Here is an 11589-nt window from a genome sequence, read left to right as displayed (position 1 = left end):
GAATCATCTGCTGACTCGGAAAACGCGACAAAACAAAAACTTAGAGCAGTCGAGCCGATGCAATCGGATCGGAATCTGCTCTAGATGTCCTGCGCGATCCGTGCATAAAGCTCCGGCCGCCGGTCGCGGAAGAAGCCCATGCCCGCCCGGTGCATCCTCGCCTGATCCAAATCCAGCGTCGCCACCAGCGCGCCATTGTCCTTGCCGTCGGCATCAGCGGCGAAATCGCCCCACTCATCGGTGATGAAGCTGTGGCCGTAGAATTTCTGGCCGTCCTCCTCGCCGATGCGGTTGGCGGCGATCACGGGCATGCAGTTGCTGACGGCATGGCCGATCATCGCCCGGCGCCACATGCGGCTGGTGTCGAGGTCCGCGTCATAGGGCTCGGACCCGATGGCGGTCGGATAGAAGAGCATCTCCGCGCCCATCAGCGCCATCACCCGCGCCGTTTCCGGATACCATTGGTCCCAGCATATGCCGACGCCGATGGTGCCATATTTCGTCTTCCACACCTTGAACCCGCTATTGCCGGGGCGGAAATAATATTTCTCCTCATATCCCGGCCCATCGGGAATGTGGCTCTTGCGATAGACGCCCATGATCTCGCCCTCATCGTCGATCATGGCGAGCGAGTTGTAATGATGATGGCCGTCGCGCTCGAAGAAGCTGGTCGGGATATAGACGCCCTCGGCCTTCGCCACCTTGCGCATTTCCTGCACGGCGGGATGCTCGTCCAGGGGCAGGGCGTTGGCGAAGAGTTCCTCCTCCTCGACCTTGCAGAAATAGGGGCCCTCGAACAGCTCGGGCGGCAGGACGATCTTCGCGCCGCGCGCCGCCGCCTTCACCACATGGCCGGCGACCATTTCGATATTGTCCGCCCGATCGTCGGAAAAGGCGAGCTGGAGCGCGGCGACGGTAACTTTGGTCATCGATAACACCCTAAAGACGAATGCCCATGCGGGCGGCAATGGCGACGGTGAGGAGATAGAGCAGGATCGTGACCGCGCAACCCGCGATCAGCGCCGGCGCGAAGGAAACCCCGCGGCGCAACAATATGGGGATCAGCAGGAACATGGGCAGTGAGGGGATGACATAATAGAATGTCGCCTCCGCATGGCGCGCCATGTTCTCCGCATCCGGCCTGTCGTTCCACAGCCAGATCATTCCCAGCACCGAAATCAGCGGCAATGACGCGATCAGCGCGCCCAGCCCCGGATACCGCCGCGACACCACCGACACGATGGCGATGATGATCCCGGAGATCAGCGCCCGCAACGCCAGCATCGCGCTCATTCAGGCGGACGGCATCTGCTGGCTGCAACAATGGAAGCTGCCGCCGCCAGACAGGATCGCGTCGCTGCGCAGCCCGACGATCTCCCGGCCGGGGAAGAAGGGCTTGAGCGCATCCAGAGCCGCCTGGTCATTGGGCTGGCCATAGACGGGCACGATGACGGCGGCATTCCCGATGGCGAAATTCATGTAGCTCGCCGGAATGACCTCTCCATCCACGACCACGCGGCCGGGGGAGGGGACGGACGCGACCTCGACCCCGAACGCCCTGGCCCGCTCCCGCGCGTCGGCATAGACGGCCGCATTGGGATCATCGTCCGTGCTCGCCTCCGGCAGCGCCAGAACGCCCGGCGCCACGAAGCGGGCCAGATTGTCGACATGCCCGTCCGTATGATCGTTGAGCAGGCCATCGCCCAGCCACAACATGCCGGAAAGCCCCAGCGATCCCGCCAGCAATGTTTCGATCTTCCCCCGGTCCAGTTCGGGGTTGCGATTGGGATTGAGCAGGCATTGTTCCGTCGTCACGAACAGGCCGGTGCCGTCGGTGTCGACCGCTCCCCCTTCGAACACCCAGTTCTGGGTCGATGTCGGCAGTCCCGTCGTCGCCGCCAGCCGCGCGCCTATGTCCTCGTCGCCCGGCATCCGATATTTGCCGCCCCAGCCGTTGAAGCCGAAATCCACCAGCGCCCTTTCCCTGCCCCGCATCACCGCGATCGGCGCCGTATCGCGCAGCCAGACATCGCCCAGCTTCTGCACGAGGATGGTGACTCCCGGCGCCACCAGCGCCCGGGCGACGTCCGCATCGCCCTCGCTGGCGCAGACCAGCCGCACCTCCTCGCCCTTGCCGCCGGCATGCAGCGCGCTCGCGAACTGCGCGATCTGCCGCCGCGCATCTTCGAACGCGCCGGGCCACTCCTCGGCAGCGGTCGGAAAGCCGATCCATGTCCACTCGTGCGGCGCCCATTCGGCGGGCATACGGAAAGTCATGGGCTTGGCTCCTGATCGAGGGGTGTCCTCAGCGCCCTCTACAGGATCGGGTTGCGCATTCCAGAGGCATTATGACGGTTGATCGATTTGGCTGGATTGCGGACATTCCCCCTCCCGCAAGCGGGAGGGGGCTAGGGGGTGGGCTAGCGCGACATCAGCGGGAATTTGCAACGGCTAAGCTGGAAGCTCGCTACGCTCGCGCCCACCCCTAACCCCTCCCGTTTACGGGAGGGGAATGTCTTGAATTGGCCAATTTCAACCGAAGCACTATAGGCGGTGGATCAAAGTCAAAGTCGAGCGCCAAACTGGAAATAATACACCCGCTAGAAAAATCATGCAGCCCGCGAGCATCAAGCGTGCAGTGATCAGGCCGGGACCATCGCTCACCCCTACTGCCAAGATGGAATAGTAAGCGGTGACGCCGCCCCCGGCGAATAGTAGAAGACCGCACATCAACGACACCGTTGGGAACCGGTCTATCAGGCTCGAAACTTTTATCATCGGTAAACTGTGTTGGCTTTTGAGCTATAGGGCAAGCCGTTTGAGCGGCGAGTTTGGTCGCCTCCACCCCAAGACGATCAAACGGGACACCTCACGCAGTGCGTGTCCAATCGGCAACAAGTGCTTCCAAAAGCATCCTATTTCTTGATGAAGGCAATTCAGGTCTGTCCTATTCCGCGCCGCCCGGCCTATCTCCGCACCGCTCTTTGAAACGTCCTGCCAATCGCTTCGCGACGCCTACGCGCGCGCAGGCGCGCGCGCATATGGTGTGAACTTCGGCGCAGGATTTTGCCCGAAATGGCGGAAATCCGTCATTTCGTCGCCCGGCTCCTGTCGCGGATCGCCCGGAACTCGTCGCCCGGCATCCAATTGGGCCAGTCGGTCGTGTTCGCCAGCGCCCGCCCTACATCATAATAGAGCTTCAGGTCCGCCTTCACTCCACTCCAGTCCCATTTGGGATCATATTCATCCTTGGGGCCGTGATAGCGATGCTCTTCATAGTCCTTGGCCGCCTTTGCGCCCGCGGCGGGCCCGCCCTTCACCAGATCCTGCCCCCCTTCGAAATAGAGCATCGGCACGCCATGCTTGGCGAAGCTGAAATGGTCTGAGCGGTAGTAAAAGCCTTTCTCCGGGGTCGGCTCCAGGCTGGCGACCCGCTTCTGCGCCGCCAGCGCGCGGTCGAGATAGGCGTCAAGCTGCGACTTGCCCTTGCCGATCACCACGACATTCTTCGCAGGGCCCGCCATGCTGAGTGCGTCCATGTTGACGCCGCCCACGGTCCGGCTGAGCGGAAAGACGGGATGGTTGCCATAATAGGCCGATCCCAGCAGGCCCGACTCCTCCGCCGTCACCGCGAGAAAGACCTGGCTGCGATCCGTCGCCCCAGCTTTCACATTCGCCTCCGCCAGCGCGACCAGCGCCGCCGTTCCCGTGGCATTGTCGATCGCGCCGTTGCAGATGTCGTCGCCGTCTGGGGCCGCCTCGCAATGGCCCAGATGGTCCCAATGCGCGGCATAGAGCACATATTCGTCAGGCCGCGTCCTGCCGGGAAGGAGGGCGACGACATTTTTCGAACTATGCTTGCGAATGGCGTTGTCGAAGGAGACGCTGGCCTTCACGCCCTTCAGCGGGACCGCCTTGAACCCGCGCTTCTTCGCCGCCGCCGTCAGCGCGTCGAGATTGAGGCCCGCACTTGCCACCAGCGCCGCGGCCTTGTCCTTCTGCATCCAGCCGATGGCCGCCGACTGGTCCGCATTGCCATTGGCGCTGTCCGCGACATGTTGCGCGCCGGTCCAGCTCGACTGCACGACGTTCCAGCCATAGGCGGCCGGCACCGTGTCGTGCACGATGATCGCCGCCGCCGCGCCCTGCCGCGCCGCTTCCTCGAACTTGTAGGTCCAGCGGCCATAATAGGTCATTGCCCGCCCATTGAACGGGCCGCGGAGCGTGGGCGTCTGGTAATCCGGATCGTTCACCAGGATGAGGACCGTCTTGCCCTTCACATCGACGCCGGCATAGTCGTTCCACTTTTTCTCCGGCGCGTGGATGCCATAGCCGACAAAGACGACCGGACTGTCCTTCACCTCGATATGCGGCTGGCCGGTGCGGTAGGTGGCGATCACCATCTCAGGGCCGTAACTGGCCGAAACCGCCGTCTTGCCGCCGGTGAAGCGGAGCGGCGACACATTCTTCGCGTCGATCTCGACCAGCGGCACGTCCTGGAACCAGCTTCCCTTGTTGCCGGGCTTCAGCCCCAGCGCCTCGAAACGCTGCACCAGATAGGCAAGGGTCTTCTCCTCCCCCGCCGTCCCGGGCGCGCGTCCTTCATAGGCGTCCGAGGAAATCTCCTTCACGACCTCCTTCATCGTATCGATCGAAGGACCGCCGCCGGTCGAAGCGGCAATCGCCGCGCCCCCGCTGGCAAGGGCGATGAGAGAGGTCAGGAAAAGCACGCGCATGGCAAGGCCTTTGAAAAGACTGCGAATGCTCCGTTGATGCCAGTTGGCCGGGCGTCAAACAAGCCGAGCGGACAAACAAAAAAGGCGGCCCCGAAGGACCGCCTTCCTGAATGTCTCGCCGGAAGCGAAACCGGATCAGCGCGAATAGAATTCGACGACCAGATTGGGTTCCATCTTCACCGGATAGGGCACTTCGTCCAGCGTCGGCACGCGGACATAGGTGACCTTGGCAGCGCCGTCCGCGACGACATAGTCGGGAATGTCGCGCTCGGGCAGGCCCTGAGCCTCCAGGACGAGCGCCATTTCCTGCGCCTTCTTGCCCAGCGTGATCTCATCGCCCGGCTTCACCAGACGCGACGCGATGTTGCACTTCACGCCGTTCACATAGATGTGGCCATGCGACACGAGCTGACGGGCCGACCAGATGGTCGGAGCGAACTTGGCGCGATAGACGACGGCGTCAAGGCGGCGCTCCAGCAGGCCGATCAGGTTCTGGCCGGTGTCGCCCTTCAGACGGGCGGCTTCGATATAGGCCTTCTTGAACTGCTTTTCGGTGACGTCGCCATAATAGCCCTTCAGCTTCTGCTTGGCGCGGAGCTGAATGCCATAGTCGGACATCTTGCCCTTGCGGCGCTGGCCATGCTGGCCGGGGCCATATTCACGCTTGTTGACCGGGCTCTTCGGGCGGCCCCAGATGTTCTCGCCCATGCGGCGGTCGAGTTTGTACTTGGCGCTTGAACGCTTCGACATGATATATTCCTAAGACAATTGCTTATAACGTTGTCCCCGGTATCGCCTGCGATCCATATTTCAGGGGCAGGGCCACCGCTTCACCGGGATGCGGAGCCAATCGCGAAGCGGCGCCTATGACGAAGGGCGCGGGGCATGTCAACCCTCGACAGGCCGGTGTTCCCGGCTTAGGTGAGCGGGCCATGAACCCCGAAAGCTACACGACCATGGCCGAAGTCCGCGCAGGCGTGGACGAACTCGACCGCCAGCTTGTCGCCCTTCTCGCCCAGCGTTTCGCCCATATGCGCGCCGCCGCCCGCATCAAGCCGGAGCGTGGCGCGGTCCGTGACGAAACGCGCAAGGCGGAAGTCATTGCAAATGCACGCGCCGAAGCGGAACGGCTGGGCCTGCCCGGGGAGGCGATCGCGAAGCTCTGGGACCAGTTGGTCGAAGCCTCGATCGCGTATGAGATGACAGAGTTCGATCGACTTAACGCTTGATGTGAACTGCGCCTGCCTTGGCAGGAACGGGCTGCGCCCAGCCTTCAGCGCGACCGTGGATTGCCCAATGCGGACAACACTCCGCGCAAAGTCCGCACCTCCAGATGGTTCCAACCCGGCTTGGTCAGCAGGTTCCGCAAGGTCCGCCTGGTTGCGGGCGCACGGTCCGGCGGGAAGAAATAGCCTGCGCCTTCCAGCAGATTCTCGAACTGCGCGATCATTCCTTCCAGTTCCGACTGCGGCGCCGGTTCGCCCAGATCGACCACCGTCGGCTGCTCCAGGGAGGCCTGCTTCGACCATTCATAGGCGCACAGGATCACCGCCTGCGCCAGATTGAGCGATCCGAATTCCGGATTGATCGGCACCGTCAGGATTTTCCGCGCCAGCGCCACATCCTCTGTCTCCAGTCCCGACCGCTCCGGCCCGAACACATAGGCGGAGCGCCCGGCAACGGCGTGGACCTCCCGCGCCGCCTCTTCGGGCGTCACCACCGGCTTGGTCACGCCGCGCTTGCGCACGGTCGTCGCATAGACATGCGCGCAATCGGCCACGGCGTCGGCCAGCGATTCGAACACTTCCGCCTTGTCCAACACCACATCGGCGCCCGCCGCAGACGGCCCGGCATCTGGATTGGGCCAGCCGTCGCGGGGCGACACCAGCCGCATCTGGGTCAGGCCGAAATTCAGCATGGCCCGCGCTGCCTTACCGATATTCTCGCCAAGTTGCGGGCGGACGAGCACGATGATGGGGGTGAGGGGCGTAATTTTTTCCATGTTACCGTTCGTCCTGAGTAGGGGCTGAGCTTGTCGAAGCCCCGTATCGAAGGACTTGCGCGCGAGCAGACTGATCATGTCCCAGTCGCCAGCGATCAGCGCTTCCTTTTTCTTCCGCGACCAGCCTTTGACCCGCTGCTCAGCGGACAGTGCTTCTTCGCGAGTTCCGAAATCCTGTTGCCAGACCAGAGACACTGGCCGCCGGTTTTGCGTATATCCTGCAATTTCGCCAGCTTGATGCTGAGCGATGCGGCTTTCCAGATTATCCGTGTGCCCCAGATAATAGCTGCCGTCCGAACAGCGCAGCATATAGGCGTGGAATGTCACGGCATGGTCCCTCGATACGCCATTTCGACAGGCTCAATGTCTACTCAGGACGAACGGAGGTTGAGGGAGGCATGAGAGCCCTCAATCACTCCCGACCTCCTTCACCGTGGAGGCGAAATCCTCGAAATCCCGAGCATCGGTGAAGTCCTTGTACACGCTGGCGAAGCGGATATAGGCAACGCTGTCGAGGCGTTTCAGCCCTTCCATCACCATTTCCCCAATCGCCCGCGCTGGAACTTCGCCGTCGCCTGACGTCTCCAACTGCCGCTGGATGCCGGAGATCAGCTTCTCCAGCCGACTGGGATCGATCGGCCGCTTCCGGCAGGCGATGCCGATGGAGCGCGCCAGCTTGTCCCGGTCGAAGGCTTCCTTGCGCCCCTCGCTCTTCACCACCCAGATGTCGCGGAGCTGTATCCGTTCGAAGGTGGTGAAGCGCGCGCCGCAGGCTTCGCACTGACGCCGGCGGCGGATGGCGGCGCCATCCTCCGTCGGGCGGCTGTCCTTCACCTGGCTGTCGTCATGGGCGCAGAAGGGGCAACGCAAGGGCGCTTACCCTTCGTAGATCGGGAAACGGGCGCAGAGGGCGGAGACGCGGTCGCGCACATTGGCTTCCACGGCTGCGTCGCCATGCTCGCCATGATCGCGCAGCCCCTCCAGAACATCCGCGATCATGTCGCCAATAGCCTCGAACTCCGCAACGCCGAACCCGCGCGTCGTTCCCGCAGGGGAACCAACCCGAATACCGCTGGTCTTGGTCGGCGGCAGCGGATCGCCCGGCACGCCATTCTTGTTGCAGGTGATGAAGCTGCGTTCCAGCGCCTCGTCCGCATCCTTGCCCGAAATGCCGTAGGGGCGCAGGTCGATCAGGGCGAGATGCGTGTCGGTGCCGCCGGAAACCACCGCAAGGCCGCGCTGCTCCAGCTTCGAAGCCAGCGCCTTTGCATTGGTGACGATCGCCTGCGCATAAGTCCTGAATTCAGGACGCAGCGCCTCGCCGAAGGCAACCGCCTTCGCCGCGATCACATGCATCAGCGGCCCGCCCTGAAGGCCGGGGAACACCGCCGAATTGATCTTCTTCGCAATGGCCTCGTCATCGGTCAGGATCATGCCGCCACGCGGACCGCGCAGGGTCTTGTGCGTGGTGGTGGTCACGACATGGGCATGGCCAAAGGGCGTCGGATGCGCCCCGCCAGCCACCAGCCCGGCAAAATGCGCCATGTCCACCATCAGCAGCGCGCCGACCTTGTCCGCGATCGCGCGGAAGCGGGCGAAGTCGAGGTGGCGGGGATAGGCCGAACCGCCCGCGATGATCAGCGTGGGCTTTGCTTCGATCGCCTGCGCCTCCAGCGCGTCATAATCGATGAGGTGCGTATCCTCGCGCACGCCATATTGCACGGCATTATACCATTTGCCCGACAGCGCGGGCTTCGCGCCATGGGTCAGGTGACCGCCTGCATCGAGCGACAGGCCCATGATGGTGTCGCCCGGCTTGGTCAGCGCCAGCATCACCGCGCCGTTCGCCTGCGCGCCCGAATGGGGCTGCACATTGACGAAGCCGCAGTTGAAGATTTCCTTCGCGCGGTCGATGGCCAGCTGCTCGACCTCGTCCGACGGGGCGCAGCCCTGATAATAGCGCTTGCCGGGATAGCCTTCGGCATATTTGTTGGTGAAGACCGAACCCTGCGCCTCCAGCACCGCCTTGGATACGATATTTTCCGAAGCGATCAGCTCGATCTGGTTCTGCTCGCGCTTCAATTCCCTGGTGACGCCCGCGAACACCGCCGGATCGGCATCGGCGAGGCTGCGCGTGAAATAGCCTTCGGAGCGGATGTCCGACAGGTCGGGCTGGGTGAGGGTAGCGGTGCTCATAGGGCAGGCTCCTTAAAGCGCGGGATGGGAGAGCTTTTCAACGCGGCCGGCATGGCGGCCACCGCCGAAATCGGTGGAAAGGAAGGCGGAGACGCAGGCCTTGGCCATGTCGACGCCGGTCAGGCGCGCGCCCATGGCGAGGACATTGGCATCATTATGCTCGCGGCTGAGCGCGGCCGACAACGGCTCCGACACCAGAGCGCAGCGGCAGGCGGGGTTGCGGTTCACGGCGATGGAAATGCCGATGCCCGATCCGCAGAGCGCAATGCCACGTTCGGCGGCGCCGGACGCCACCGCCTTCGCCAGCTTGTAACCGAAATCGGGATAATCCACGCGGTCGGCAGTCGCTGGACCCAGATCGTCGACCTCATGCCCTTCGCCGCGCAGCCAGTCGGCAAGTTCCGCCTTCAGATCGACGGCGGCATGGTCGGAAGCGATGGCGATTTTCACGATAAGGTTGTCCACTCACGCAAAAGGTGATTCGTTCCCGCGCCTCATAGGGGCAGCGCCGCGATATTGCCACAGTCCACCGGCCGACCTATGGCCTGCTTCATGGCTGGCACGATTTTATCCATATTGATGCTCGCAGGCATGGCGCTGACCGGCGGCGGCGCCTACGCCATCGTGAAGAAGGGCAACCGCAAACGGGGCATGCTGATGATCCTCGCCGGACTGGTGATGTTCGGCAATGTCGCCATCTCCGCGATTCCCGGGCCGGACCTGCCGGTGCTGGAAAACGCCCGCTAGGCGCGAAAGGCCACCGCCGTCAGCAGGTCGGTCTGTGTAACTAGTCCGCATAGCCGCCGATCGTCATCGACCACGATCGCCTCCCGCCGGACACCGCTGGTCAATGGCCGCAGCAGAGCCGCCACGGGCGTGTCCGCATGCACGATATAGGGCTCGGACGCAATGTCCTGCACCCGCCCGCCCTCTCTCGCCAGATCCAGCGGGCCCACCACGCCTTGAACCCGGCCGGCATCGTCCAGCACGGGAAGCGACAGCAGCCGCCGATCGTGCAGTAATTGCCGCGCCGCGGCCACCGGCTGGCCCGCCCGCACGGTGACGACATCGCGCGACATGATCTCGCCGCACGCCAGCCTGCCATGCGTCCGCTCGGCCGCCCGCATTTCCGCATCGTGCAGCACCGCCTGCAAGTCGGCCGCATTCACGTCCAGCCTGTCGCCATAGGCGTTCAGCGCTTCCTCCACGTCCTGTTCGGACGGCGTGCGCAGGATCGGCGGGGGGTCGCTGGTGCCATGGGTGGTCGCCGCCTTGGCCGCGACATGGGGATAGCTGTGCCCGGCCAGCCGGTGGAAGAGGATTGCGACGGTCACGAGCAGCGCCGTGTTCACGCCGACAGGCACGATCGCGAACATATAGCTCGGCGCGCCATGCGTCGCGCCCAGTACGGCGGAGAGGGCGACGGCGCCTCCGGGCGGGTGGAGGCAGCGCAGCAGCGACATGGCGCCGATCGCGCAGCCTACCGCCAGCGCGGCGGCGATGGCGGGATCGGGGATCAGCCGGACCACCATGACTCCGACCAGTGCCGATATGATATTGCCGCCCAATACCGGCCAGGGCTGGGCCAGTGGACTGGCGGGCACGGCAAAAAGCAGCACTGCCGATGCGCCCATGGGTGCGACCAGCAGTGGATGGGCGATCCCGTTTCCCAGCATCAGTCCGCAGAGCAGCCCGGTAACGGCGATGCCGCCAATGGCGCCGCTCGCCGCCTTCAGCCGGTCCAGGAAGCCGGGACCGGCGGGAGCGGGGACGAAGGCGCTGTAATAGCGGCTCCAGATCAGGCGGACGTCGTTCTTCGGATCGGTCATGGGGCGCTGCCGCTAAAGCCCGCATGCCGACGGGCCAAGCGCAAAATTCCTCAGCCGCCTCAACCGCAGCTTCCATTCCCTTGCGGGAGGACCATGTACGATGGGCCAAAAAGAAAAGGGGCCGCCGCAGCAGCCCCTCCACCTCGAACAGCGGCAATCGCCTTATCGGATCGGAGAATCCGGCGACAGGCGCATGTCGAGATAATTGTCGACCGACTTCATGAGCTGGTCCAGTTCATGCTCGAAAAAATGGTTCGCGCCACGGATTTCGTCATGGTGGATGGTGATGCCCTTCTGCGTGCGCAGCTTGTCCACCAGCTTCTGCACGGCGCTTGCCGTCACGACCTCGTCCGCCGTCCCCTGCACGATGATGCCGGAGGAGGGGCAGGGCGCCAGGAAGGAGAAGTCATACATGTTCGCCGGCGGCGCTACCGAGATGAAGCCCCGGATTTCCGGACGGCGCATCAAAAGCTGCATGCCGATCCAAGCACCGAAGGAGAAGCCGGCGATCCAGGTCGTCTGCGCCTCCGGATGGAAGCTCTGCACCCAGTCGAGCGCGGCGGCGGCATCCGACAGTTCGCCAATGCCGTTGTCGAACGTGCCCTGGCTGCGCCCGACGCCCCGGAAGTTGAAGCGCAAGGTGGCGAAGCCGCGCCGCACGAAGGTCTTGTAGAGCGCCTGGGTGATGCGGTCGTTCATGGTGCCGCCGCCCTGCGGGTGCGGATGCAGGATCATCGCGACGGGCGCGCGGGGGCGGGGCGGCGGGCTGAAGCGGCCTTCGAGGCGACCTTCGGGTCCGGGGAAAATAACGTCGGGCATGGCACCT

The 11589-nt window shown here is 63.9% G+C and carries 13 protein-coding genes; 2 read left to right on the top strand and 11 right to left on the bottom strand.

Annotated elements, in window-relative coordinates:
- Nucleotides 1-80: 80 nt before the first annotated feature.
- From aguB to rpsD, 5 genes are all read right to left on the bottom strand, one after another.
- On the bottom strand, nt 81-929 hold the full coding sequence (gene aguB, locus K7W03_RS09155; RefSeq protein ID WP_222886121.1) for an N-carbamoylputrescine amidase: 849 nt from the start codon (nt 927-929) through the stop codon (nt 81-83).
- 10 nt (nt 930-939) lie between these two features.
- Entirely contained in the window at nt 940-1293 is a 354-nt protein-coding gene (locus K7W03_RS09150) for a DUF3147 family protein (protein ID WP_037484474.1), read from the bottom strand.
- A complete protein-coding gene (locus K7W03_RS09145; RefSeq protein ID WP_222886120.1) occupies nt 1294-2277 on the bottom strand; it encodes an agmatine deiminase family protein in 984 nt (327 codons plus the stop codon). It lies immediately after the preceding gene.
- An 812-nt stretch (nt 2278-3089) separates the two neighbouring features.
- The gene (locus tag K7W03_RS09140; RefSeq protein ID WP_222886119.1) at nt 3090-4736 is read right to left on the bottom strand and encodes a M28 family metallopeptidase; all 1647 of its coding nucleotides are present in this window, start codon (nt 4734-4736) and stop codon (nt 3090-3092) included.
- A gap of 135 nt (nt 4737-4871) precedes the next feature.
- The gene (rpsD, locus tag K7W03_RS09135) at nt 4872-5486 is read right to left on the bottom strand and encodes a 30S ribosomal protein S4 (protein ID WP_025549841.1); all 615 of its coding nucleotides are present in this window, start codon (nt 5484-5486) and stop codon (nt 4872-4874) included.
- A gap of 182 nt (nt 5487-5668) precedes the next feature.
- Between rpsD and K7W03_RS09130 the strand changes: the two genes are divergently transcribed.
- Nucleotides 5669-5965, top strand: a complete 297-nt coding sequence (locus K7W03_RS09130) for a chorismate mutase (RefSeq protein ID WP_103001346.1) — start codon at nt 5669-5671, stop codon at nt 5963-5965.
- A gap of 44 nt (nt 5966-6009) precedes the next feature.
- On the opposite strand, the gene K7W03_RS09125 is transcribed toward K7W03_RS09130, so the two are convergent.
- From K7W03_RS09125 to rpiB, 4 genes are all read right to left on the bottom strand, one after another.
- Nucleotides 6010-7065 (bottom strand): TrmH family RNA methyltransferase, encoded by a 1056-nt coding sequence (locus K7W03_RS09125; RefSeq protein ID WP_222886118.1) that lies wholly within the window; start codon nt 7063-7065, stop codon nt 6010-6012.
- Between the two features lie 81 nt (nt 7066-7146).
- Complete coding sequence (gene nrdR / locus K7W03_RS09120; protein WP_013040447.1) at nt 7147-7608, bottom strand: transcriptional regulator NrdR; 462 nt, start codon at nt 7606-7608, stop codon at nt 7147-7149.
- A gap of 6 nt (nt 7609-7614) precedes the next feature.
- Complete coding sequence (gene glyA, locus K7W03_RS09115) at nt 7615-8934, bottom strand: serine hydroxymethyltransferase (RefSeq protein ID WP_044662080.1); 1320 nt, start codon at nt 8932-8934, stop codon at nt 7615-7617.
- A 12-nt stretch (nt 8935-8946) separates the two neighbouring features.
- A complete protein-coding gene (rpiB, locus tag K7W03_RS09110; RefSeq protein WP_025549838.1) occupies nt 8947-9384 on the bottom strand; it encodes a ribose 5-phosphate isomerase B in 438 nt (145 codons plus the stop codon).
- Nucleotides 9385-9486: 102 nt separating this feature from the next.
- Between rpiB and K7W03_RS09105 the strand changes: the two genes are divergently transcribed.
- Nucleotides 9487-9681, top strand: coding sequence for a hypothetical protein (locus tag K7W03_RS09105; RefSeq protein WP_222886117.1), 195 nt, complete (start codon nt 9487-9489; stop codon nt 9679-9681).
- Here K7W03_RS09105 and K7W03_RS09100 read toward each other — a convergent pair.
- Entirely contained in the window at nt 9678-10763 is a 1086-nt protein-coding gene (locus tag K7W03_RS09100; protein ID WP_222886116.1) for an HPP family protein, read from the bottom strand. The genes K7W03_RS09105 and K7W03_RS09100 overlap by 4 nt on opposite strands.
- Nucleotides 10764-10925: 162 nt before the next feature.
- Complete coding sequence (locus K7W03_RS09095; protein ID WP_013040443.1) at nt 10926-11582, bottom strand: alpha/beta hydrolase; 657 nt, start codon at nt 11580-11582, stop codon at nt 10926-10928.
- Nucleotides 11583-11589: the final 7 nt, after the last annotated feature.

Origin of the sequence: Sphingobium sp. PNB (assembly GCF_019873065.1) — a bacterium.
Classification (GTDB): domain Bacteria; phylum Pseudomonadota; class Alphaproteobacteria; order Sphingomonadales; family Sphingomonadaceae; genus Sphingobium; species Sphingobium fuliginis.
Note: the sequence above shows the minus strand (reverse complement) of the source record. Positions and strands in the feature narration are given on the sequence as shown.

Coding starts and splice junctions, on each gene's coding strand:
- K7W03_RS09145 (WP_222886120.1), bottom strand. CDS start 2,277: ATGACTTTCCGTATGCCCGCCGAATGGGCGCCGCACGAGTGGACATGG.
- K7W03_RS09150 (WP_037484474.1), bottom strand. CDS start 1,293: ATGAGCGCGATGCTGGCGTTGCGGGCGCTGATCTCCGGGATCATCATC.
- K7W03_RS09095 (WP_013040443.1), bottom strand. CDS start 11,582: ATGCCCGACGTTATTTTCCCCGGACCCGAAGGTCGCCTCGAAGGCCGC.
- glyA (WP_044662080.1), bottom strand. CDS start 8,934: ATGAGCACCGCTACCCTCACCCAGCCCGACCTGTCGGACATCCGCTCC.
- aguB (WP_222886121.1), bottom strand. CDS start 929: ATGACCAAAGTTACCGTCGCCGCGCTCCAGCTCGCCTTTTCCGACGAT.
- K7W03_RS09100 (WP_222886116.1), bottom strand. CDS start 10,763: ATGACCGATCCGAAGAACGACGTCCGCCTGATCTGGAGCCGCTATTAC.
- K7W03_RS09105 (WP_222886117.1), top strand. CDS start 9,487: ATGGCTGGCACGATTTTATCCATATTGATGCTCGCAGGCATGGCGCTG.
- K7W03_RS09130 (WP_103001346.1), top strand. CDS start 5,669: ATGAACCCCGAAAGCTACACGACCATGGCCGAAGTCCGCGCAGGCGTG.
- rpsD (WP_025549841.1), bottom strand. CDS start 5,486: ATGTCGAAGCGTTCAAGCGCCAAGTACAAACTCGACCGCCGCATGGGC.
- K7W03_RS09140 (WP_222886119.1), bottom strand. CDS start 4,736: ATGCGCGTGCTTTTCCTGACCTCTCTCATCGCCCTTGCCAGCGGGGGC.